Raw genomic sequence first — 24,833 nt, 5'->3', positions numbered from 1 at the left:
GAACAGAATCGGACATTTACAGACAGTTAACCGCCGATTTTTGCGGGTTACTGTCTGTTATATGCAGGATAAAATGTATGCAATAGTGTCGGGAGAGTGATTCACAAGTGAGTAAGCGCGACTATTATGAAGTGCTTGGTGTTGACAAAGGCGCTTCTAAAGATGAAATAAAGAAAGCTTATCGTAAACTGGCAAGAAAGTATCATCCTGATGTCAGTGAGGAAGAAAATGCATCTGATAAGTTTAAAGAAGCAAAAGAAGCCTATGAAGTATTAAGTGATGAACAAAAGAGAGCCCAATATGATCAATTTGGTCATGCAGGTGCCCAAGGCCAGGGCGGATTCGGAGGCGCATCAGACTTTGGTGACTTTGGCGGCTTCGGTGACATTTTTGATATGTTCTTTGGCGGCGGTCGCAGACGGGATCCAAATGCACCTCAACAAGGGGCGGATTTACAATATACGATGACTCTGGACTTTGAGGAAGCGATTTTTGGGAAGGAAGCAGATATCAATATTCCTAAAGAAGAGGAATGTGACACGTGTACTGGTTCAGGTGCAAAACCGGGCACTAAAACTGAAACATGCTCCCATTGCCAGGGGTCCGGTCAGCTGAATATGGAGCAAAATACACCATTCGGCCGTGTAGTTAATCGTCGTGTATGCCACCATTGTAATGGTTCCGGTAAAATCATTCCGGAAAAGTGTAATACGTGTGGCGGCTCCGGCAGAGTGAAGACACACAAAAGCATTCACATTTCGATTCCCAAAGGTATAGATGAGGGGCAGCAAATCAGAGTTGCCGGCAAAGGTGAACCGGGTGTGAACGGAGGTCCTCCAGGCGATTTGTTTGTCGTGATTCAAGTACGGTCCCACGAATTTTATGAGCGTGAAGGAGATCATATCTATTGCGAATTGCCGATAACATTTGCACAAGCCGCTCTTGGAGATGAAGTTGAAGTGCCGACAGTACATGGAAGAGTAATGCTGACAATTCCTGCCAGCACTCAAACAGGAAAAACCTTCCGTCTGAAGGGTAAAGGTGCTCCAAATGTGCGTGGCTATGGCTATGGAGATCAACATGTTCAAATAAGAGTTGTGACGCCAAGCAGTCTTTCCGAACGCCAGAAAGAGTTACTGCGGGAATTTAATGAAATCGGTGGTAATGAAGCTACTGATGAGCAAGGATCATTGTTCCAGCGTTTTAAAAATGCTTTTAAAAGCTAAAAACACGGTGCTTCACCTGCACCGTTTACATAGGTTATATTCATAACGTCAGAAAGTAAAAAATATGGTAGACCTTATAGGAAAAACTTCGGTACAAGGCTAGGCCTGAGTTTTTCCAATAAATTTTCCGGGAAACGAGTGGGTTTAATATGGACTGGTCTGAGATACGTATTCATACAACAAACGAAGCTGTGGAGCCTATTTCCAATATTTTGCACGAAAAAGGAGCAAGTGGTGTCGTCATTGAAGACCCGATTGATTTGGTTAAGGAAAGAGAGACCTTATTTGGTGAGGTTTATGAATTAGACCCCGCTGAGTACCCGGAAGAAGGCGTTTATATCAAGACGTACTTACCCGTTAATAGTTTTCTGGATAAAAAGGTTGATGAAATAAAGCGAGCGATAAATAACTTGCAATTGTATGATATTGATTTAGGAAAGAATCAGGTTACGTTACGTGAAATAAACGAAGAAGATTGGGCAACAGCCTGGAAAAAATATTATAAGCCAGTCAAAATTTCTGAAAAGATTACAATCATGCCTACCTGGGAAGAATATGAACCCGGATCAAGTGACGAAGTGATTATTGAACTTGATCCGGGAATGGCTTTTGGAACCGGTACGCATCCGACAACAGTATTGAGCATTCAAGCCATTGAGCAATACATAAATAAAAACGACATTGCCATTGATGTAGGATGCGGGTCCGGTGTACTGAGCATTGCCGCGGTACTGCTTGGTGCAAAAGAAGTTCATGCACTTGATTTAGATGGCGTCGCTGTTAAAAGTACACAAATAAATACCAAATTAAATCAAATAGAAGACAGGGTAATGGCGAAACAAAATGACTTGCTTGATCAAGTGGATATGCAGGCTGATGTCATTATTTCCAACATCCTGGCTGAGATCATTGTAAGGTTTGTTTCTGACACCTGGAATAACCTGAAACCGAATGGATTTTTCATAACGTCCGGTATTATCCATGCAAAAAAACAGATGGTTACAGATCATCTTGAGCAAGCGGGTTTCCGAATTGTCCAAGTCGATGAAATGGAAGACTGGGTATCCATTGTTGCCAAAAAGATTGAAAAGAAAAGTGGTGCCTGATTTGCAACGGTATTTTGTACCAGCTGAAAATTGGAAAGACAACCAGGTAATCATGACAGATGATGATGCACACCATATCAGCCGTGTCATGCGGTCGAAACCTGAAGATGAGATCATTTGCAATCATCCGGACGGGAAGGCTGCCATCTGTCAAATTACGGACATAACAAGCGATAACGTTCGTGCTGTCATAAGCGAATGGCTTGATGAATCAGCTGAATTACCAATTGACGTGACAATCGCACAGGGCCTGCCCAAAAGCGATAAAATGGAATTCGTGCTAAAAAAAGGAACAGAGCTAGGTGCAGCAGCATTTATTCCAGTACAAGCAGACCGTTCAGTAGTTGTCTGGGACCATAAAAAGATGGAAAAGAAAATGAATCGATACAGGAAAATTGTAAAAGAAGCCAGCGAGCAAAGCCACCGTAATAAAATTCCTCTTATACAACAACCGGTGAATGGAATCAAGCAATTGGCAGATGAAAACAGCCAATATGACTTGAAGTTATTTGCATATGAGGAAGAAGCAAAAACTGAAAGCTTCCAGTCATTTGGCACACTCGTCAGTAAAATGAATTCAGGCGACCGGGTGCTGATTGTCATTGGACCGGAAGGCGGCTTTTCCGAACAGGAAGCAGCTTTACTTAAGCAGCGTGAATTCATGCCCGTTAGGCTGGGACCACGTATTTTACGTACTGAGACCGCTGCTTTGTACGCATTGGCCAGTATTTCTTATCAATTTGAAGAATTGGGGTGCAAATAATGCCAACAGTAGCTTTTCATACGTTAGGCTGTAAGGTGAATCATTATGAAACTGAAGGAATCTGGAACATGTTTAAAGATAACGGTTATGAACGTGTCGATTTTGATCGCCAGTCTGATGTCTATGTCATCAACACATGTACAGTCACGAATACCGGTGACAAAAAGAGCAGGCAGGTTATCCGCCGGGCAGTCCGTAAAAATCCTGATGCCGTTATCTGTGTGACAGGCTGCTATGCTCAGACATCACCGGGAGAGATTATGGAAATACCTGGTGTGGATGTGATTGTTGGGACACAAAACAGAAAAAAAATGATTGATTATATTGAAGAGCATCAGAAGACACGCGAGCCCATCAATGGTGTATCGAACATTATGAAAAACCGGGTATTTGAGGAAATGGACGTCCCGGAATTTACTGATCGGACACGTGCTTCTTTAAAAATCCAGGAAGGGTGCAATAATTTCTGCACATTTTGTATTATCCCATGGTCAAGGGGGCTGCTCCGATCAAGAGAACCGGAAAATGTGATCAAACAAGCCCAAAATCTGGTAGACGCAGGGTATAAAGAGATTGTTTTGACCGGCATACATACAGCGGGTTATGGAGAGGACATGAATGATTATAATTTTGCCAAATTGCTGAAGCAGCTTGAGAGCGAGGTTAAAGGACTGAAACGTATCCGTATTTCTTCGATCGAGGCAAGTCAAATCACGGATGAAGTCATTGAAGTCCTTGATAAATCAGAAAAAATCGTTCGTCATTTGCATATTCCGCTGCAGGCAGGGTCAGACAGTGTACTGCATCGTATGAGACGAAAATATTCCACAGAGTATTATAAGCAAAAAGTGGAAAAGATTCATCAGGCACTCCCAGGACTGGCCATTACAACGGATGTTATCGTCGGCTTTCCGGGTGAGACTGAAGAAGAGTTTATGGAGACTTATCATTTTGTTAACGAGATTGGTTATTCAGAACTTCATGTCTTCCCATTTTCAAGACGTACCGGTACACCGGCTGCGCATATGACGGATCAGGTTGATGCCGATGTCAAAAATGACCGTGTTAACCGATTGATTGAATTATCGAACCAATTAGCGAAAGAATATGCTTCCGACTATGAAGATGAAGTGCTCGAGGTCATACCTGAAGAACATGTAAAAGAAGCTGAAGAAAATATGCTTGAAGGTTACACGGATAATTACTTGAAAGTCCGTTTCAACGGATCCAAAGATTTAATCGGAAAAATTGTACGCGTGAAAATAACGCAGTCAGGCTATCCTTATAATGAAGGCACTTTTGTGCGTGTTATGGACAATGCTGAAAATGAAAGAGCAGAGATGAGTATTTAATTCCCGGTTATTCCGGGAATTTTCTATAGCTATTATACAGCGGGCTGGAAAAGTGTGCTGAGTGACGTTGTTTTACGGGTGAAATTGGACATGCTATGATGGGAAAGAAGTACGAACAACTAAACTTAGGAGGAAGAGAAACATGGGTGCAGATCTTGCCAAATACATTGATCATACACAATTAAAGCCTGATACAACGAAAGAAAAGATTACCCGGATTGTAAATGAAGCACGTGTTTATAACTTTGCATCGGTCTGTGTTAATCCGTATTGGGTTCCTTACTGTTATGAAAACTTGAAAAACACTGAGGTGAAAGTGTGTACCGTCATCGGATTCCCATTGGGGGCGACGTCAACAGAAGCTAAAGTGCACGAAACCAAACAGGCCATAAAAGATGGCGCAACAGAGGCGGATATGGTTATAAATATCGGTGAATTAAAATCAGGAAATGATGAAGCAGTACAACGGGATATCGAAGCAGTTGTCGAAGCAGCGGAAGGAAGCGCATTGACAAAAGTGATTATTGAAACATCTCTTCTGAATCATGATGAAAAGGTGCGTGCATGCCATCTGGCTAAAAAAGCAGGAGCTGATTTTGTCAAAACATCAACAGGCTTTTCCGGTGGCGGTGCATCTGTAGAAGATATTGAATTAATGCGGAAAACGGTCGGAAGTGAAATGGGTGTTAAAGCATCAGGCGGAGTTCGCGATCTGGAATCTGTAAAAGCCATGATTGAAGCTGGTGCAACACGAATTGGTGCAAGTGCCGGTGTGGATATTATAGCCGGTAAAACAGGAGAACCCGACTATTAATATACGGCTGAATTTGTAATAACGTCATATTTTAAGTTGACCTGATAATTTGGTTATATTATAATTATTACAGACATGTCATATTTTATGATACTTGTCTTTGCTTTTATTTATTGTTTTGTGCTTCGGAGGGAGGGAAATTAGCATGTCAAATACAACTCGCGTTCGTAAAAACGAGTCTCTTGAAGATGCTCTTCGTCGCTTTAAACGCAACGTATCCAAAAGCGGAACATTGCAGGAATATCGTAAGCGTGAACATTATGAAAAACCAAGCGTACGACGCAAGAAGAAATCTGAAGCTGCCAGAAAACGCAGATAATAAAGAAGGTGCATTCCCATGGCATTAGTTGAACGGCTGAACCAGGATATGAAGCAGGCTATGAAAAATAAAGAAAAAGATAGACTCGCTGTCATACGTATGGTAAAAGCTTCATTGCAAAATGAGTCAATTAAACTTGGTAATAAAAATCTTTCGGAAGACGAGGAATTAACAGTACTTTCAAGAGAGTTGAAGCAAAGAAAGGAATCCCTCCAAGAGTTTAAATCAGCTGATCGTCATGACCTTGTTGATAAGCTTGAAACTGAAATCGATCTTATTCAGACATATATGCCCCAGCAGCTGACAGATGAAGAGCTGGAGCAGATAGTAAAGGCCACCATTAGAGAAGTAGACGCATTTTCCAGGCAGGACATGGGCAAGGTAATGAATTCGATTATGCCTAAAGTGAAAGGGAAGGCTGATGGTGCCCGAATTAATAAACTTGTTCAAAAACATTTAAGCTAATTTTTTAAGGTCTTGTCATTATTGGCAAGACCTTTTAGACTTTTCGGTTTAAAATACATTTATCATGCGGGAATAACTATCAACTCTTCTGCAGGGTATGTTATGATTTATACATAAATATGAAACCTTTTACATTATCAGGACGTAGGGATGATTGACAGCTTAAGAGAGAGGGGGGTCAGTGTGAACGGTGACAGACGCAGACAGTTCAGAATTTCTGTTCTTCTATTCGTTGTGATGTGTTCTATTTTCAGTATGATTTCTTCTGCTTCAGCTGAAGAAAATGGCAGCGGAAAAAACGTTTATGTGATACCGATCGAGGATGAAGTGGAAAAGGGGCTTGAATCTTTCCTTAATCGGGCGACAGAAGAAGCTGAAGAAGCGGGAGCTGACCACATTATATTTGAAATCGACACCCCTGGTGGTGCTGTGGCTGCTGCTGAGCAAATCGGTGAGTTATTGCAAAGTCTGGAGATCGAAACAACATCTTACATTGTTAACCGGGCGCTGTCTGCAGGTTCTTATCTTGCCTTAAACACGGATAACATTTACATGAACCCCCAGGCCACCATGGGAGCAAGCGGTGTCATTACCCAGGATGGTACGGCTGCTGATGAGAAAGCACAATCAGCATGGTTATCAGCGATGAGAAGTGCAGCTGAATCGAAAGGGAGAGACCCGCAATACGCGGCAGCTATGGCCGATTCAAGCATTCATATGCCTGAATATGATGCCGAAGAAGGCACGTATCTGACATTGGGCCCAAGTTCAGCTGAAGAAGTAGGCTATTCCAACGGGACTGTTGAAAATCGTTCAGATCTTTTGGAAGCACTGGAACTGCAAGATGCATCCGTAAACGAATCGGAAATGACCATTGCTGAGCATATAGCCCGCTTTATTACCAATCCGGTTGTGGTTCCAATTCTTCTTTCCCTCGCCAGTATTGGATTGATTGTTGAACTATTTTCGCCCGGTTTCGGGATCCCTGGTATAATGGGAGTGCTTGCCCTCATACTATTCTTTTATGGACATGTGGTTGCCGGGCTTGCCGGCATGGAAGCAATCATATTGTTAATACTGGGTATTGGGTTAATCATCGCAGAATTATTTTTACCTGGAGGTATCGCAGGTTTAATAGGCGTCGGAGCGATTATTGCATCACTCATGATGTCCGGTCGGGATATAGGGCAAATGGCCATGAGTCTTAGTATCGCTTTCATTGTTACAATCATTGCTTCTGTTATCCTATTTAAAACGATGGGAGGGGATAAAGGATTCTTCCGTCGTATGGTATTAACGGATCAGACATCAAGCGAGCTGGGGTATGTCTCATCTGAAAACCGCTTGGAATTAATTGGTTTAGAGGGCAGAACCGTGACACCTTTGCGCCCATCAGGCAGTGCATTATTCGGTGATGAGCGACTTGATGTTGTAACAGAAGGAGGTTTCATAGAAAAAGATAAATTGGTGAAAATCGTTAAAGTAGAAGGTGTTCGAGTGGTTGTTAGAGAATTATAATAAGCAAACAATAGTTTGGGAGGAATTTTTATGGGTTTGGAACAACTGATGCCGATTATTGTAATCGCGATCATTATAATTGTTCTTGCAGTATTATTCACGTTTATTCCAGTAATGTTATGGATAAGCGCTTTAGCAGCAGGGGTTAAAGTCGGCATTTTCACACTTGTCGGAATGCGCTTACGACGGGTTGTACCGGCAAGAGTCATTAACCCGTTGATTAAAGCACATAAAGCAGGACTGAATGTCTCGACGAATCAATTGGAAAGCCATTACCTTGCAGGAGGAAATGTTGACAGGGTAGTTAATGCTCTGATTGCCGCTCACAGAGCTAATATCGAACTGTCATTTGAGCGGACGGCTGCCATCGATCTTGCTGGCCGTGATGTATTGGATGCTGTGGGAATGAGTGTTAATCCAAAGGTAATCGAAACACCTTTCATCGCCGGTATTGCAATGGATGGTATTGAAGTGAAGGCTAAAGCGCGGATTACCGTTCGCGCCAATATTGACCGGCTTGTCGGGGGTGCCGGAGAAGAGACAGTCATTGCTCGTGTCGGTGAAGGCGTTGTCAGTACAATTGGTAGCTCAGAAGCTCATACGGCTGTTTTGGAAAATCCTGATTCCATTTCCCATAATGTCTTAGGAAAAGGTTTGGATTCAGGCACAGCGTTTGAAATTCTTTCAATTGATATTGCTGATGTGGACATCGGCAAAAATATTGGTGCTATTCTGCAAACAGATCAAGCAGAAGCTGATAAAAATATTGCACAGGCTAAAGCGGAAGAAAGACGCGCTATGGCAGTCGCACAAGAGCAGGAAATGGTTGCCCGTGTTGAAGAAATGCGTGCGAAAGTGGTTGAAGCAGAAGCCGACGTTCCGCGTGCGCTGGCAGAAGCACTGCGTTCCGGTAACTTGGGTGTCATGGATTACATGAACTATAAGAATATTGATGCTGACACAGATATGCGCGATACAATCGGAAAATTGAGCAAGGATAATGATGATCAAGATGATGATCAAAAAGATTAATAATACGCATGCCCCTGATTAAGGAGGGTTACGATGGAATTAATTTTCATTATTCTGGGTATCATTGCAGCACTCTCAGGTTTTTTCAAAGACAACCAGGACTCTGATACAGGGAAACCAAAACGAGGCAATAATCAGCCACAACCGACACCTTTTCCCTCTGGTGCCGGCAATGGAAACGGGGGCAGACAGAGGGAACAGAAACCACAATCAACGGTTGCTACTGAATCAATCGAAGAGACTCAGTATGACCAGCGTAAACAATTGGCTGAGCGTATGAACACAGCGGAAAACCAAACACAAACACAGAAATACGGACATGATGCGATTATGGATCATAATACCAGGGAACCGGGAAATGATTTATCAATCGAAAAGAAAAGAATGAAAAAGCAAATGAATCGTAATTTAACACGTTCAGGTTTAATCAACGGCGTCATCATGTCGGAAGTTTTAGGTCAGCCACGAGCTGTCAGGCCATATCGCAGTATTATTGCTGAACGAAAAAGATAAAGTAACGTCAAAGAACCAATACCAGGTCAATGAATGGCTGGTATTGGTTCTTTTTTTGTTCTTATCCTGTCGTAAAATTCATAAATATATTGTGAGAGGAGGGCGCATCCGTGAAAAAATGGCAACAACGAATTGCTCCATGGTTATCAAAATATTTTTCACTTCCTTCCGATGTCATGATGGAATTACCAAGAGTTACGATGATTGGTCAGCTTCATGTTTATATTGAGAATCATCAAGGGTTGACAGTGTACTCCGATACAGAACTGAAACTTAAAGCAAACAAGGGTTATATTCAAATTTCCGGTTCATCATTTGTATTGAAAATGATGCTGCCTGAAGAAATATTACTGGAAGGAAACATAGAAGAGGTCAAATTCATACCTGAGTAGAAATTGATTTGAAGGAGGAGGAAATGAAACATATACAAGGTGCTTCGATAACGGGATATGTTACTGTCCTTGTAAAGGGGACACGCCCGGAACTGTTTTTTCAAAAATGTATTGAACAGGATATTATTGTCTGGAATATCGAAAAGGAATCAGAAAGTACGTGTTCAGGGAATATTAAATTGCAGGACATACCCAATGTAAAAAATGTAAGACGCGGAACACATTATAAATTGTCGTTCACGCATAAGCACGGGTATCCATTTTTGATGAAGAGGTTTATCCGGAAAAAAGAAGTCCTGATTGGTCTTTTGTTAAGTATATTGCTTATCTTCTTCTTGTCAAATATCATATGGGAAGTTCGGATAACAGGTGTGCCAAAGGATATTGAGGAGAAAATAAGTGAGCAGCTGGCAGATTATGGGATACATCAGGGAACATGGTCATTTACGTTGGATTCCCCGAGTGACATACAGCAAAATTTAATAAATGACATCCCTGAATTATTATGGGTTGGTGTCCAGCAAAAAGGGACAAGCTTTTTGCTGGAAGGCGTGGAGAAAACGATTGTTGAGGAAGAAGAAGTTGAAGGTCCGCGAAATCTGATCGCAACCAAAAAAGGTGTGATTGAAAATATGTACGTCTCAAAAGGGCTCCCACAAGTTCAGGTCAATGATTATGTGGAGCCGGGAGATGTGCTCGTTTCAGGTAAATTACAGTTCGCTGATGAAGAAGAATCCGATGATGACGAAGAGGAGAAGGACGCGTCTTACGAACTGGTTGCTGCAGAAGGAGAGGTGATTGCAAAAACATGGTATGAAACCGAAGTGAGCGTCCCCTTAAAGGCGAATTACGAACAATTAACCGGTGAATCAGAAACAAAATATCATCTCAAAATCAGTGGGACTGAAATTCCAATATGGGGTTTTGGTGATCCTGATTACAGCGATATTCACAGGGAGCGCTATGAAAAAGACTTATATTTCTTTAACTGGAAGCTTCCCATCACTTTGATGGAAACAACTCTAAGTGAAAAGTACTATCAGGAAGTCGACAGAAGCAAGGAAGAGGCGATTGATATCGGCATTAGACAAGCAAAGAATGAACTCCAGTTAAGACTGGGTCCGGAAGCCGAAATAATTTCTGAAAATATTTTGCAAGAATCGACCGAGAATGGTAAAGTTAAATTAATCTTATATATGGCTGTTGAAGAGAATATTGTCAAACATGAACCAATAGACCAAGGAGATTGATTATGCCGAATAACTTGAAAACAATCGAGTTAGAGCTTACCAGTCCAAATGAGGCATTAGCTTTATTTGGCACAAATGATAAATATTTAAAACAAATTGAAGAATTATTACAGGTTTCAATCATTACGAGAGGCGAGCAAGTAAGTGTTTCAGGCAGTAATGAGAATATAGCTTTGGCAGAAGAAATCCTTCTGACATTATTGTCGATTGTCCGGAAAGGGTTGGACATTACCGAACGGGATGTTGTCTATGCCGTTGATTTAGCTAAAAAAGGTAAAATCAAACAATTTGAAACACTTTTTGAAGATGAAATCTCGAAAAATGCTAAAGGCAAATCGATTCGTGTCCAGACCTTGGGCCAAAAATATTATACGGATGCCATTAAGTCAAATGACCTTGTTTTCGGGATTGGCCCGGCTGGTACCGGTAAAACGTATCTTGCGGTTGTCATGGCAGTCCATGCATTGAAAAATGGCGAAGTGAAGCGGATTATTCTAACACGTCCTGCAGTGGAAGCGGGGGAAAGCTTAGGCTTTTTACCAGGTGATTTGAAAGAAAAAGTCGATCCATATTTGCGGCCTTTATACGATGCGCTGCATGATGTTTTTGGCGCTGAACATACGATGCGCCTGATTGAGCGGGACACCATTGAAATCGCACCATTGGCATATATGCGCGGCCGTACACTCGATGATGCATTTGTCATATTGGATGAGGCACAGAATACAACCCCTGAACAAATGAAGATGTTTTTGACACGGTTGGGTTTTGGCTCCAAAATGGTCGTTAATGGGGACATCACCCAAATCGACTTACCTAAAGGAGTGCAATCAGGATTACAGACTGCCAATCAAATTTTGGCATCTGTCAATGGGATTTCATTTGTTCATTTAAGTGCAACAGACGTCGTACGGCATCCGTTAGTTCAAAAAATTATTGATGCCTACGAAAAAGCAAAGTAATGGTTAATCAGTGTAAGACCCCAAAGATAGCGGGTCTTATTTCTATTTTGATTTCGGTTGCGGGGTGAAAAATAATGAAATGGCTGCACACCATAAACGCGTTTCTTAAAAAAATTTGGTCCGGATGGGTTATGGTATTATTGACTGTTATCCTTCTGTGTGCTGCTTTTTTTCTCGTAACGATTCAGAACGTTCTGCCTGAAACGTATCAGGTTGAGCGATTTTCCAGTGCCGATGAAACAATCCGATCCCCCGTAACCATTGAAAATGAACAGGAAACAGAACGTAAAACAAGAGATTTTGTCCAATCAGTAGAAGACCGTTATAATATCTCCGATGAAATAGCCGAAGAACAAACGGCTTATATTGAAGAGGTATTTGATGCCGTCTCGACACTGAATCAGCAGGAACATCGAAATAATACAATGGAATCAACTGCTGACAATACAAACGATACGCTGAGGCCAGAAGAAAAATTGGAACAGTTGAAACAGTTGCTGTCATCAGATCTAACTGAATCCGTCAATGACGACGTGTTTTATGAACTGCTCCAAGCTGAACCCGGGGAGCGTGAGGATGCCAAAGAACGCCTTATCAACTCTGTAACAGAGGTGATGGAAGAGGGTGTCCGGGCTGACAATATTCAGCATGCTCAATCTGAAGTTGAACAAAATATTCAACTTTCCGAATTGGATAATGATATGAAAGCATCTTTAGTCGAATTAAGTCGTTTTGCTGTTACCGGGAATTCCTTTTTTGATGCCGAACAGACGGCAGAAGCCCGTAAAGAAGCCGCCAGCAATGTGGATCCGGTTGTCATCCGGGCTGGAGAGGTTATCGTCAGAGAAGGGGAGACTGTCACAAACGAAATTTACGAGGAATTGGAACTTGCCGGTGTTTTGGATGATCAGCAAAATATGTTTCCTGTCATCGGTTTAATTCTATTGATATTCCTTATCATGGTTGTCATGATATACGAGATGAGCAAGCAGGCGAAAAATAAAGGACTGGATAAACGGAAACTGGGGTCCATATTGTTCATCAGCCTTATTGTCATCACGTTTATGAAATTATTCAGTCTGTATACAACTTCTATTAATCAGCTGTTTTTTGCCGTCCCGGTAGCTACAGGTGCTTTATTGGTGAAGGTATTACTGAATGAGCGGTTAGCGATTGTTCTGTCAATGCTTTATGCTATTCTCGGAAGTATTATTTTTAACGGCCAGATCCCCGGCTCACTTAATGTGGAAGCAGGTATTTACTTCTTTTTCTCACAAATGGCCGGCATCATCTTTCTTGTCAGTGTAAAGGATCGCTTAGCTATTTTAAAAGCGGCTATTGGCATGACGTTCATAAATATATTAGCTATATTGTTATTTTTATTCCTTTCGATTGAAAAGTATTCCTTTTCGGATATACTTTTGCAATCGGGATACGGTGTTATGGCTGCATTTTTATCAGCTGTCCTGACAGTTGGCTTACTGCCGTTTTTTGAGACAGGACTCGGAATATTATCTGATTATAAATTATTGTCACTGGCAAAGCCGAACCAGCCGCTGCTCCGCAAAATATTAACGGAGGCTCCGGGCACTTATCATCATTCGATTATGGTGGCGAACCTCAGTGAAACAGCATGTGAAGCGATTGGTGCTAACGGGCTTTTGGCGAGAGTGGGCGCTTATTATCATGATATTGGCAAAACGGTGATGCCGCAATATTTTATTGAAAATCAGATGGCGATTAACAATCCGCATGATGATTTGCAGCCAAGGGAGAGTGCTGAAATAATTATTAATCATCCCTATGATGGTGCTGACATCCTAAAGAAACACAATCTGCCACAAGCGATTATAGATATTGCGATACAGCATCACGGAACCACATTGTTAAAATTCTTTTATTATAGGGAAAAGGAAAAAAACAAGGAGGTTGACGAGAAAGATTTCAGGTACCCAGGGCCGAAACCGCAGTCAAAGGAAGCTTCAGTTATATCGATTTGTGATTCGGTAGAGGCAGCTGTCCGCTCCTTAAAGGAACCGACAGAGGAAAAAATTGAAGAGATTGTCACATCGATTGTTAAAGACCGCTTGATGGATGATCAATTAAATGAATGCCCGCTGACATTGAAAGATTTGGATACAGTACACCAAACGATTTGTGAAACACTAAAAGGAATCTTTCATTCAAGAATTCAATACCCTATGAAGGAGGCTAAATAATGCATATAGATTTTCATGATCAGACAAATTCCGTTCCTGTTGATTATATTGATCTGCTGCAGCGATTGCTTATTTTCACAGGACAAAAAGAGGAAGTTGCCAGTGAAGCTGAAGTATCCGTTTCGTTTGTCAGTAATCAGGAAATCAAAGAAATTAACCGAAATTACCGCCAGCAGGACAAACCAACCGATGTTATTTCGTTTGCGATGCAGGAAAAGGTTGGTGATGAACCGGATATTTTTGGTGAAGATCTTCCGCTTGTTCTCGGTGATATTGTCATTTCGCTTGATAAAGCGAAAGAACAGGCCGAGGAATATGGTCATTCGCTGGAGAGGGAGCTGGGATTTTTAACGGTGCATGGTTTCCTTCATTTGCTTGGTTACGATCATATGAACAAGGAAGACGAAGCAGAAATGTTCGGAAAACAAGATGAACTGTTAGGTGAATTTGGCATTGAAAGATAAACAAGGAAAGTCTCGATTTGGATTTTCACATGCATTAAATGGTCTCAAAAGCGTCATCACGACAGAACTGAATTTCAGGATACACTTGATAGCATCATTATGTGTTATTGCAGCGGGTATCGTTTTTCGTTTGGAAGTTATGCAGTGGGCAGTTGTTGTATTAGTCATTGGATTCGTATTAGTTACCGAAGTCATCAATACGTCTATCGAAAAAATGATGGACTATTTAAAACCGGACATACATCCACGTGCAAAAGCGATCAAGGATATGGCGGCAGGTGCAGTCTTAATATCTGCCGTTATTGCTGTGGTTGTAGGGCTGCTTATTTTTATTCCTGAAATTTTGTCATATATCCAAACTGTTTTCGTAAACTTTGCTGCTATTTACCCTCGTAGTTGATAAAAACTGCGACATAAGTGCTATGTTGATTTCCGTTCCGGTCAGTCGCGCACCTTAGGGCAACACTTCAGTCCCCTCGGAAGAAAACTACTTCCTGCTTTCCCGCAGGAGTCGACTGGCCCTCCCTCCAATCAGCACTCTTAAGAGAGGTTTGATTAAACAACATAAAATGAGATTATAAACAGAAAACAGCGGAGCGTATTTCCGGAGCGGTGTCACTCCTCTCAACCATTTGTGTCACAGTTTATGGATTGAGCCAGCCGGGTTTTTCCACTATTCATGTCATTATTTGCTGAAACAACAGTTCTTTTTAAAGGTTTTGTCTATTTGCATGAAACGGACTTGATTTTATAGTATGATTAAAAATATCACTAGAATTTACATCGGAGGACACAACATGGCAGACGTATTCAAATCAGGATTTATTGCTATCATTGGCAGGCCGAATGTAGGAAAGTCAACCTTCATGAATCAAATGATCGGACAAAAGGTTGCAATCATGAGTGATAAGGCACAGACAACCCGAAACCGAATTCAAGGTGTACTGACAACAGATGACTCACAGCTTGTATTCATTGATACACCAGGTATTCATAAGCCGAAGCATCGTTTAGGTGATTTTATGGTTAAATTGGCTGAGGATACCTTAAACGAAGTGGACGCAGTATTGTTTATGATTAATGCCAAAGAAGGCTATGGAAAGGGCGATCAATACATCCTGGACAGGCTGCAGCAGGTTAAGCGTCCGGTATTTTTAGTCATCAATAAGATTGATCTTGTCCATCCGGATGAGTTATTACCTTTAATTGATCTTTATAAGGATAAATATGATTTTGAAGAAGTGATTCCAATATCCGCGCTGCAGGGTAATAATATGACGCATTTGCTCGATGAACTAACGAACTTTATTCCCGAAGGCCCCCAGTATTATCCTGAAGATCATATAACCGACCACCCTGAGCGGTTTATTATAAGTGAGTTAATACGTGAGAAAGTGCTGGAATTAACGCGAGAAGAGATTCCACACTCAATTGCGGTCGTGATTGAAAATATAGAAGAACGGCAGTCAGATACGGTCTTCATTCAGGCAACAATCGTGACTGAGCGAAAAAGCCAAAAAGGAATTATAATCGGCAAACAGGGTTCAATGCTGAAGGATATCGGAAAAAATGCCCGTAAAGATATCGAATCACTGCTCGGCTCCAACGTATATCTGGAACTTTGGGTGAAAGTCCGAAAAGACTGGCGCAACAAAGAGTCCCAGTTGCATGAATTCGGTTTCCGAAGTGATGAATATTAGACTTGGTAAATTTTAAAACTCATTGATTCAGCGCCTTATGGAAAATCTAAAAATGAACAACACATTACAAACATGCAATAGAAAGGCGGGGTTTCTTGTGATCGACTTTACCTGGAAACTATTCAGTCAAACAGGAAACATTGAAACCTATTTACTATTAAAAGAACTGGAAAACAATGAAGCAGTTGAACAAAATGATCAATGGCAGAAGATGAAAGAGAGTACTTCTCTCAATACAAAATCCTAGAGGCCTTGTACCATAAGAAGGTGATACTGTTTGCTTGAAAAAATGCAAGGTATTGTCATGAAAACGCAAGACTATGGTGAAACACACAAAATTGTTACGATATTCAGTTATCAAGCAGGGAAAATCTCTGCAATTGCCAGAGGTGCAAAAAAACCAAAAAGCAGAATGGCTGCAGTGACGCAGCCATTCATATATGGTGATTTTTTTGTTTATCTTAATTCAGGACTGAGCACGATTCAGCAAGGGAGTGTCATCGATTCATTCCGTCACGTGCGGGAAGATATCATCAAAACAGCATATGCATCCTATATTGTTGAGCTGACTGATAAGTTAACGGATTCCCATTCACCTGATCATTACATATTTGACCAGCTTTATCGGACCATGAATTGGATAGCGGAATATGATGAAGCCGATATCCCAATAATGATGTACGAACTGAAACTGTTTAAGAAAGGTGGTTTTGCACCTACTGTTGACAGGTGTGTGAACTGTGGCGGTAAAGAAGGACCGTTCGCTTTTTCAATATCAGAAGGTGGTCTGCTTTGTTCAGCGTGTATGAACAATGATCCGAAATCCGCGATACTGACAGGCAACATGGCCCGATTGTTTTACGTTTTTTCCGAAGTTGGACTGGAGCGCGTTGGCACTATCTCAGTGAAACCGGAAAACAAAAAGCTGCTCCGAGATATTATGGATGCATACTATGATCAATATGGCGGCTATTATCTGAAATCAAAACGGTTTTTAAAGCAATTGGATAAGCTCAGGTAGATCTGTTTTCTTGACAAAGAATCAGCCATATCGTACTATTTTGATACGTCATTTTAACAGATTCTGATATTGTGCTGATGGAGAAGAGTACTTATGGATTCTTGTTGTGAGCGAGTCCGGAATGGTGGAAGCCGGATAACAAAACATGAGGAACGGCGCTCCGGAGCAATCGTGATAAAGTGGCCCTTATGAAAAGGGCAAGTAGGGTGGAACCGCGGATTAATCCCCGTCCCTATGTCAGTCAATGACATAGGGACGGGGGTTTTTTATTTGTAGGATCAGTAAGAATAACATTTCAGATGAAGACTTCAATCTTGAAATCGGCGAATTCGCCGATTTCCTCAAGTCTGACTTCCGGCCTCTGACCTCTGGAAAGACGAAGCTAGGCCTGAGTTTTTCTCATTAATGAATACGGAGGGGATAACCATGACAATTCAAGAAATGATTTTAGCATTGCAAAAACATTGGTCAGATCAAAATTGTATTTTAATGCAAGCTTATGATGTGGAAAAGGGTGCAGGAACAATGTCCCCGATGACACTGCTCAGAAGTCTGGGGCCGGAGCCATGGAATGTGGCGTATGTTGAACCATCGAGACGTCCTGCAGATGGCAGATATGGACAGAATCCAAACCGTTTGTATCAGCATCACCAATTTCAAGTCATCATGAAACCATCACCGGATAATATTCAGGACTTGTACCTCGAATCACTTAAAGTACTGGGGATTAATCCATTGGAGCATGACATCCGGTTTGTCGAGGACAATTGGGAAAATCCTACGCTTGGTGCGGCCGGGCTGGGATGGGAAGTATGGCTAGATGGTATGGAAATCACCCAGTTCACCTACTTTCAGCAAATTGGCGGGCTTGAAGCTAATCCCGTTTCAGTTGAACTGACCTATGGGATTGAACGTCTGGCATCTTTCATTCAAGACAAAGAAAATGTCTTTGACTTGGAATGGACAGACGGTGTCAGCCTAAACGATATCTTTTTCCAGCCTGAATATGAACATTCCAAATATACGTTTGAGGAATCTGACACAGATATGCTTTTCCGGTTGTTCACGATGTACGAGAACGAAGCAAGGAATACGATGGAAAAAGGACTGGTTTTCCCGGCATATGATTACGTATTAAAATGTTCCCATACGTTTAATTTGCTTGATGCCAAAGGTGTTATTTCAGTTACCGAACGGACCGGGTATATTGCCAGAATCCGCAATCTGGCCAGAAGCATTTCCAAAGCATATGTAGCGGAACGGGAACGATTGGGCTTCCCAATGCTGAAAAAGGAGGCAGAATAATGGCTAAAGATGTACTGGTAGAAATTGGACTTGAGGAACTTCCGGCACGGTTTGTGGATGACGCAGAAAGTCAGTTGTTGAATAAAACCGCAGACTGGCTTGATCAGTCACGTATCTCTTATACGTCCATCGTTTCTTTTTCAACGCCGCGCCGATTGGCTGTACTGGTCAAAGACGTTGCCGAAGAACAGACGTCATTGGAGGAAGAAGTGAAAGGACCAACATTAAAAATCGCTCAAGACGAGGAAGGAAACTGGGCAAAAGCGGCAGTCGGCTTTACAAAAGGCCAGGGAAAAACCGTTGATGATATTTATACAAAGGATATTAAAGGGGCGACATACATTTTTGTCAAAAAACAAATTATCGGTAAACCAACGGATGAATTATTGCCGCAGTTCAGTGATATCATTACGTCCATTCAATTCCCGAAAAATATGCGCTGGGCTGAGCAATCATTACGTTATGCACGTCCTATTCGCTGGCTTGTGGCATTATTTGGCCGTGATGTCATTCCGTTTGAAGCAGCCGGCGTCAAAACGGATAATCGCACTTATGGTCATCGGTTTTTAGGAGAAAGGACGACATTGCAAGTACCGGAAGAATATGAGCAAAAGCTGCAAGACCAGTATGTCATTGCAGGTCCGGAAAAGCGCAGACAAATGATTACGGATGGCTTGAAAAAAGCAGAGGAAGAACACGGTTTTCAGATTCCCGAAGATGATGAACTGTTGCAGGAAGTGTCTAACCTGGTGGAATATCCAACCGTATTCGTTGGGGCATTTGATGATTCCTATTTGATGCTGCCGTCTGAAGTTCTGATAACATCGATGAAGGAACATCAGCGCTATTTTCCTGTCAAGTCAAAGAATGGGGAATTGCTCCCATATTTTGTAAGTGTTCGCAACGGGGATGAGCATGCCCTTCATACAGTTGTCAGAGGAAATGAAAAAGTACTGCGGGCAAGATTATCAGATGCACAGTTCTTTTTTGAAGAAGATCAGAAACAGTCAATTGATTATTATTTGAAGAAACTGGAACGGATTGTGTTTCAGGAAAAACTTGGAACAATCAGTGATAAGGTAAAACGGGTTACTGCCATCGCGCATCATTTATCACAATGGCTTGACCTGGATGACGAAACACGATCGAACACGGTCAGGGCAGCCGAAATAGCCAAGTTTGATTTGCCGACCAATATGGTTGATGAATTTACCAAGCTGCAAGGCGTTATTGGCGAAACATATGCACTTAATGCCGGGGAGCATCAGGCTGCTGCCAGGGCTGTGGCAGAGCATTATTTACCTGTTCAGGCTGATGGAAAACTCCCGGAAACAGTTGAAGGCGCGATTGTCAGTGTCGCTGATAAGCTTGATACGATTGTTGGCTGTATTTCAGCCGGCTTGATGCCCAGCGGTTCCCAAGACCCATATGGACTGAGAAGACAGGCAACAGGTGTGTTAAAAATACTTAAAGAATACAAATGGGATATAAGTGTTGAATCATTACTTGAATTGGCTGAACAGCAATATGAGAATGTTGACTTGATGGACAAAAATAGATCCGGAGCCGACATAGCGCAATTTTTCAGCAACCGTATCACATATCTTTTAAAGGAATTATCAATTGAAGCTGATGTTATTCAAGCTGTTTTATACAAAGATATTGGCGTTATACCTTATATGATGGCAAAAGCTGAAACCTTATCACAAGAACGGAATAACCCGGAATTTAAACCGGTACAGGAAGCACTTGTTCGTGTATTGAACCTGGCTGCCAAAACAGATCGGACTGAAATCACCCAGTCAGATTTTGAGACAGATTCTGAACAAAGGTTGTATGATACCTATTTGACCGTCATGAACGGCTATAAAAATGCCAACAGCATGCAGGAAGCAGACAATGCATTACATCAATTAGGAAAACTCACTCAGCCTATCCACGATTTCTTCGATGATAATATGGTAATGGCTGATGATGAATCAATCCGCAATAACCGGCTGGCACTGATTAATAACATTGCAGCTTTAATATATGATTATGCAGATTTGTCGGCAATTGAATGGAAACAGCATTTTTAGGATGACAATATTTCCTTTTTCCCTGTGAAAAGTGTATAATATTGGGAAGTGGTATGACACATTTCGTTCGCAGGTGGTGAAAAAGTGGAATTATCGAATAGACAGGAGCAAATCATCGGGATCGTAAAGGAAAATGGTCCGATAACCGGTGAAAATATAGCAGAACGCCTGAATTTGACACGTGCTACACTACGTCCGGATCTGGCCATTTTGACGATGGCAGGATTTCTCGAGGCCAGACCTCGTGTTGGGTATTTTTATACAGGTAAAACAGGAACAGAGCTTTTAACGGACACAATCAAAAAATTCAAAGTTTATGAATACCAGTCTGTTCCAGTCGTGGTGAAAGAGGGAGCGTCTGTATATGATGCCATTTCGACGATGTTTCTGGAAGATGTGGGCACTTTGTTTGTCGTCAACGATGATTCATGTTTAACCGGTGTTTTATCAAGAAAAGATTTATTACGGGCAAGTATCGGCAATCAGGATTTAAATAGCATTCCGGTACATATCATTATGACCAGGATGCCTAACATCACTGTATGTTATCGGGATGATTTGATGATTGATACAGCCAAAAAAATGATTGACAGACAAATTGATGGCTTACCGGTTATAAAGGAAACAGAAAAAGGAACTGAAATTGTTGGACGTATTACAAAAACGACGATCACAAAAGCATTTGTTGAATTGATTAAGGATGAGCATTTATAAGGGAGGAACACGATCCATGGGAGAAAAACCACTTGTTTACGTTCTCTCCGATTCGGTCGGCGAAACAGCAGAATTAGTGATTAAAGCGGGTTTAAGTCAATTCAATAGTGGTGAATACCAAATACAGCGGGTGCCATACGTCGAAGATAAAAAAACAATTGATGAGACATTGCAGCTGGCACTGGAAAAACAGGGGATAGTCGGTTTTACATTAGTCGATCCTGAACTGCGGGCCTATATAAATGATCAGGCCAGCAATATGAGCATGGAAGCCATTGATATTATGGGACCAATGATGGATGCCATGAAACGTGCTTTTAGCAGTAACCCCCGTTTGGAGCCCGGACTTGTCCACCAATTGGATGAGGATTACTTCAAGCGCGTTGAGGCAATTGAATTTGCGGTCAAATATGATGATGGAAGGGACCCGAGGGGAATTGCGCGCGCTGATATTATTTTGATTGGGGTTTCCCGCACCTCTAAAACGCCGTTATCACAGTACTTAGCTCATAAACGTCTGAAGGTGGCAAACGTCCCGATCGTACCGGAAGTAGAACCTCCGGAAGAGCTGTTCGGGGTGAACGCTTCCAAATGTATTGGTTTGCGAATAAATCCTGAGAAATTAAATGATATCAGGAAGGAACGGCTTAAAGCATTGGGACTTGGCGACCAGGCAACATACGCCAACTTGGAACGAATCAATCAGGAACTGGAATATTTCGATAATGTTGTGGATAAAATCGGTTGTGAAGTTGTTGATGTATCGTATAAAGCCGTTGAAGAGACAGCCAATACGATTATGCGTATGATCAGGAAATAATCGAAAGTCTTTTTTTGTATTCGATATGAAATGGGATACTGAAAAAGTTGAGTGCAATGACACCGCTCCGGAAATACGCTCCGCGCACCTTAGGGCGGCTGGTGAGCCTCCTCGTGCTCGTCGTGTTGCAAGTGTTTTCGGTGAAGCAGCACTCCTCGCAGATAAAGATCGCTGACGCGCTGCGGGGTCTCACCGAGGCCTTTCCTCCCGCAGGAGTCTCCGCGTATTTCCTCCGCTGGTGTTGACTTTTTGTACATTAAATGTTCTCTCACTAGGACAGAACACGACACGAAGCTGCGGAAAAATGCGAGACTCCTGCGGGAAAGGAACAGTCTGAAGACCCCGCAGCGAGCGGTTTTTGCGAGCGAGGAGGCTGAAGCGTTCCCCCCGGAAAGCGAGTATTTTTCCGCAGCGACGAAATAGCACTCAGGCCCCTATAGACAAAGGAAAACCAGTTGTGTCGAAGTCTATGGGTTTTGTGGCGAAAAAACAATCTTTGAGACACCAGTCATATGAAAAAACATTCTGCCGTATAAGCGGAATGTTTTTCTGTTTCTGTTATGGGCTCTGAAAAAGTAATGATAAAAAAATTTTTTTCTGGCATATTTTAGTTTTTTGTATTATAATTATATTTTGTGTAAAAAATGAATATGTATTTGAGTGATTTATGGCTGTCATATATTCAGAAAAGTAAAACATTACGTTCCGGGAAGGAATAATCAATTGTAATGTAGAATACTGGTATGTAAGTATCTATAGCGTAAAGTACGTTTATATAAGTGCTTTAGGAGGTACAATAATACAGTAAGTCGAAAGTCCTTCCAGAGTTGTTCATCCCGAAAGACACGCGATTTCGGACAGGCAATTTTATCCTGTTACCAATGGGAGGAATTTTTTTCGACTTAAACAAAAAGATTGTCGAAATATGAAGGATTTTCTTTCCGGATATCGAATTATATAAGTATGGTGGTTAATATGGCAAATCAGGTATCTGAAGAGGTCATTGAAGACGTACGCCGGTCCAATGACATAGTTGATGTCATTGGAGAATATATACAATTGAAACAACAAGGCCGGAATTACTTTGGGCTTTGTCCATTCCATGGTGAGAAAACACCCTCATTTTCGGTAACACAGGAAAAGCAGATCTTCCACTGTTTTGGGTGCGGAAAAGGTGGCAATGTTGTAACATTCATAATGGAAATGGAAGAGTATTCGTTTCATGAAGCGCTGAAGTTGCTTGCAGATAGAACCGGTGTTGATCTGCCCGATCTGTCTCATCAGCAGAATACGTCCATTTCACAGGAAAATCAAAGTATCCTGTCTGCTTCTGAGTGGATTACCAAGCTTTACCACCATTTACTGCGTTATACGAAAGACGGCAGAGAAGGTTATCAGTATTTTAAGGATCGTGGCATTACGGATGAAACGATTGATGTGTTCCAGCTCGGTTTTGCACCAAACATTAAAGACTTTACAGCAGAGTTTCTGAAAAAAAAAGGATTCCATCAGCAGCTTCTTGTCAAAGCAGGTTTATTGTCACTTAACGAGGATAATACTGCAGCAGACAGATTCCGTGGCAGAGTGATTTTTCCAATTCGTAATCATTTGGGAAAGACGATTGCCTTTGGCGGCCGGACAATTTCAGGTCAGGAACCTAAATATTTGAACAGTCCCGAAAGTGAGTTGTTTCAAAAAGGAAAAATTCTATATAATTTCGATTTAGCTAAAAAACACATCCGTAAGCAGAGTGAGGCAGTTTTATTTGAAGGTTATATGGATGTCATATCGGCATACCAGGCAGGTGTGAAGAATGCTGTTGCAACCTTGGGAACATCGCTTACAGAATCACAGGCAAGGCTTCTCAGAAGGTATGTCGATACGGTCATCATTTGTTATGATGCTGATGAAGCAGGCACTGAAGCTGCATATAAAGGTGCTGAACTGCTGCAAAAAGCCGGGTGCCATGTTAAAATAGCCAATTTACGGGAAAACATGGATCCTGATGATTTTATAAGCGAATTTGGTGCAGAAGCATTTCGTCATGATGTTATCAAATCAAGTTTGACATTCACAAACTTTTACATGCGATATCTGAAGAAAGACTTTAATCTTACACTCGAAGGCGACCGCATACAATATATAGAAAAAGTATTGGAATATCTCGCAACGATTGATAGCTCCATCGAACGGGAATATTATTTGAAGGAAATAAATGATGCTTACGATGTATCAATGGATTCATTAACACAGGAAATTACGAATTACCGTCAAAAGATGGGGCTTGATAAGGATAAGATAAACAAGAACAGATATACTAATAGGGCGTCAAATGATCATTATACGAAACAATTATTACCGGCTTTCCATAATGCTGAAAGGCAGTTAATTGCATATATGTTGCAAGATGCGTCCATTATTGATAAAGTGCAGGAGGAAATAGGTGTGTCCTTTAATATAGATGAGCATAAAATTATTGCCACACACCTGTATGCCTACTATGAAGAACACAAGCAACCGGATGTGAGTACGTTCGTTGAAATGCTTTCAGACAATAAACTGAAACAATTAGTTACCGAAATTGCAATGATTCCTGTGCACGATCATATAACGAATGAAGAAATAAATGATTATATTCGAATAATTCGTGCTGAAAATAGCAACAAGCAAACGATTCAAACACTAAAAGAGGAACAAAGGATAGCGGAACAGCAAAATGACCCGATAAAAGCTGCCGGGATAGCAATGCAAATTATTGAACTCCAGAAGCAATTGAAGAGTATAAAATGACTGTAGTTGG

At 41.5% G+C, this 24,833-nt stretch carries 24 protein-coding genes; all 24 read left to right on the top strand.

The genetic code is table 11. The features are described 5' to 3' along the window. Window positions 1-107 precede the first annotated feature (107 nt). The 24 genes from dnaJ to dnaG all read left to right on the top strand — a co-directional run bounded on the left by dnaJ (window position 108) and on the right by dnaG (window position 24,823). The gene (gene dnaJ, locus Len3610_RS07730; protein ID WP_176447436.1) at window positions 108-1,226 is read left to right on the top strand and encodes a molecular chaperone DnaJ; all 1,119 of its coding nucleotides are present in this window, start codon (window positions 108-110) and stop codon (window positions 1,224-1,226) included. A gap of 149 nt (window positions 1,227-1,375) precedes the next feature. Then, window positions 1,376-2,332 carry a 50S ribosomal protein L11 methyltransferase gene (gene prmA, locus Len3610_RS07725; RefSeq protein ID WP_176447435.1) on the top strand — a complete coding sequence of 319 codons (957 nt, stop codon included), beginning with the start codon at window positions 1,376-1,378 and terminating at the stop codon, window positions 2,330-2,332. Beyond that, window positions 2,325-3,095 (top strand): 16S rRNA (uracil(1498)-N(3))-methyltransferase, encoded by a 771-nt coding sequence (locus tag Len3610_RS07720; RefSeq protein WP_369693687.1) that lies wholly within the window; start codon window positions 2,325-2,327, stop codon window positions 3,093-3,095. Before prmA ends, Len3610_RS07720 begins: the two co-directional genes overlap by 8 nt. Next, on the top strand, window positions 3,095-4,447 hold the full coding sequence (mtaB, locus tag Len3610_RS07715) for a tRNA (N(6)-L-threonylcarbamoyladenosine(37)-C(2))-methylthiotransferase MtaB (protein WP_176447433.1): 1,353 nt from the start codon (window positions 3,095-3,097) through the stop codon (window positions 4,445-4,447). The genes Len3610_RS07720 and mtaB overlap by 1 nt, the downstream gene beginning before the upstream one ends. A gap of 142 nt (window positions 4,448-4,589) precedes the next feature. Next, window positions 4,590-5,261 (top strand): deoxyribose-phosphate aldolase, encoded by a 672-nt coding sequence (gene deoC, locus Len3610_RS07710; RefSeq protein WP_176447432.1) that lies wholly within the window; start codon window positions 4,590-4,592, stop codon window positions 5,259-5,261. 145 nt (window positions 5,262-5,406) lie between these two features. After that, window positions 5,407-5,580, top strand: coding sequence for a 30S ribosomal protein S21 (gene rpsU / locus Len3610_RS07705; protein ID WP_176447431.1), 174 nt, complete (start codon window positions 5,407-5,409; stop codon window positions 5,578-5,580). Window positions 5,581-5,598: 18 nt separating this feature from the next. Then, a complete protein-coding gene (locus Len3610_RS07700; protein WP_176447430.1) occupies window positions 5,599-6,045 on the top strand; it encodes a GatB/YqeY domain-containing protein in 447 nt (148 codons plus the stop codon). Between the two features lie 183 nt (window positions 6,046-6,228). After that, window positions 6,229-7,563 (top strand): NfeD family protein, encoded by a 1,335-nt coding sequence (locus Len3610_RS07695; protein WP_255259834.1) that lies wholly within the window; start codon window positions 6,229-6,231, stop codon window positions 7,561-7,563. 30 nt (window positions 7,564-7,593) lie between these two features. Continuing rightward, window positions 7,594-8,595, top strand: a complete 1,002-nt coding sequence (gene floA / locus Len3610_RS07690) for a flotillin-like protein FloA (protein ID WP_176447428.1) — start codon at window positions 7,594-7,596, stop codon at window positions 8,593-8,595. Between the two features lie 33 nt (window positions 8,596-8,628). Beyond that, the gene (locus Len3610_RS07685; RefSeq protein WP_176447427.1) at window positions 8,629-9,108 is read left to right on the top strand and encodes a hypothetical protein; all 480 of its coding nucleotides are present in this window, start codon (window positions 8,629-8,631) and stop codon (window positions 9,106-9,108) included. 110 nt (window positions 9,109-9,218) lie between these two features. Further along, window positions 9,219-9,500 (top strand): sporulation protein YqfC, encoded by a 282-nt coding sequence (gene yqfC, locus Len3610_RS07680; protein ID WP_176447426.1) that lies wholly within the window; start codon window positions 9,219-9,221, stop codon window positions 9,498-9,500. 23 nt (window positions 9,501-9,523) lie between these two features. Beyond that, on the top strand, window positions 9,524-10,750 hold the full coding sequence (gene yqfD / locus Len3610_RS07675; protein ID WP_176447425.1) for a sporulation protein YqfD: 1,227 nt from the start codon (window positions 9,524-9,526) through the stop codon (window positions 10,748-10,750). A 2-nt stretch (window positions 10,751-10,752) separates the two neighbouring features. Then, window positions 10,753-11,712, top strand: coding sequence for a PhoH family protein (locus Len3610_RS07670; protein ID WP_176447424.1), 960 nt, complete (start codon window positions 10,753-10,755; stop codon window positions 11,710-11,712). A 74-nt stretch (window positions 11,713-11,786) separates the two neighbouring features. Continuing rightward, on the top strand, window positions 11,787-13,931 hold the full coding sequence (locus Len3610_RS07665) for an HD family phosphohydrolase (protein WP_176447423.1): 2,145 nt from the start codon (window positions 11,787-11,789) through the stop codon (window positions 13,929-13,931). After that, a complete protein-coding gene (gene ybeY / locus Len3610_RS07660; RefSeq protein WP_176447422.1) occupies window positions 13,931-14,395 on the top strand; it encodes an rRNA maturation RNase YbeY in 465 nt (154 codons plus the stop codon). The genes Len3610_RS07665 and ybeY overlap by 1 nt, the downstream gene beginning before the upstream one ends. After that, entirely contained in the window at window positions 14,385-14,795 is a 411-nt protein-coding gene (locus tag Len3610_RS07655; RefSeq protein WP_255259833.1) for a diacylglycerol kinase family protein, read from the top strand. The genes ybeY and Len3610_RS07655 overlap by 11 nt, the downstream gene beginning before the upstream one ends. A 397-nt stretch (window positions 14,796-15,192) precedes the next feature. Then, window positions 15,193-16,095 carry a GTPase Era gene (era, locus tag Len3610_RS07650; protein ID WP_176447420.1) on the top strand — a complete coding sequence of 301 codons (903 nt, stop codon included), beginning with the start codon at window positions 15,193-15,195 and terminating at the stop codon, window positions 16,093-16,095. Window positions 16,096-16,192: 97 nt separating this feature from the next. Further along, window positions 16,193-16,342, top strand: a complete 150-nt coding sequence (locus Len3610_RS07645) for a YqzL family protein (RefSeq protein ID WP_176449587.1) — start codon at window positions 16,193-16,195, stop codon at window positions 16,340-16,342. 30 nt (window positions 16,343-16,372) lie between these two features. Next, complete coding sequence (recO, locus tag Len3610_RS07640; protein WP_176447419.1) at window positions 16,373-17,116, top strand: DNA repair protein RecO; 744 nt, start codon at window positions 16,373-16,375, stop codon at window positions 17,114-17,116. Between the two features lie 426 nt (window positions 17,117-17,542). Further along, on the top strand, window positions 17,543-18,421 hold the full coding sequence (gene glyQ / locus Len3610_RS07635) for a glycine--tRNA ligase subunit alpha (protein WP_176447418.1): 879 nt from the start codon (window positions 17,543-17,545) through the stop codon (window positions 18,419-18,421). Beyond that, window positions 18,421-20,499, top strand: a complete 2,079-nt coding sequence (gene glyS, locus Len3610_RS07630; protein ID WP_176447417.1) for a glycine--tRNA ligase subunit beta — start codon at window positions 18,421-18,423, stop codon at window positions 20,497-20,499. The genes glyQ and glyS overlap by 1 nt, the downstream gene beginning before the upstream one ends. 84 nt (window positions 20,500-20,583) lie before the next feature. Continuing rightward, on the top strand, window positions 20,584-21,213 hold the full coding sequence (locus tag Len3610_RS07625; protein ID WP_176447416.1) for a transcriptional regulator CcpN: 630 nt from the start codon (window positions 20,584-20,586) through the stop codon (window positions 21,211-21,213). A 16-nt stretch (window positions 21,214-21,229) separates the two neighbouring features. After that, window positions 21,230-22,033 carry a pyruvate, water dikinase regulatory protein gene (locus tag Len3610_RS07620; RefSeq protein WP_176447415.1) on the top strand — a complete coding sequence of 268 codons (804 nt, stop codon included), beginning with the start codon at window positions 21,230-21,232 and terminating at the stop codon, window positions 22,031-22,033. 975 nt (window positions 22,034-23,008) lie between these two features. Next, window positions 23,009-24,823, top strand: a complete 1,815-nt coding sequence (dnaG, locus tag Len3610_RS07615; protein WP_176447414.1) for a DNA primase — start codon at window positions 23,009-23,011, stop codon at window positions 24,821-24,823. The last annotated feature ends 10 nt before the right edge of the window (window positions 24,824-24,833 follow it).

The sequence above is a fragment of the Lentibacillus sp. CBA3610 genome, from assembly GCF_013373365.1.
GTDB lineage: Bacteria > Bacillota > Bacilli > Bacillales > Amphibacillaceae > Lentibacillus.
The sequence above is the reverse complement of the archived record's forward strand: the minus strand, read 5'-3'. Positions and strand labels throughout refer to the sequence as shown.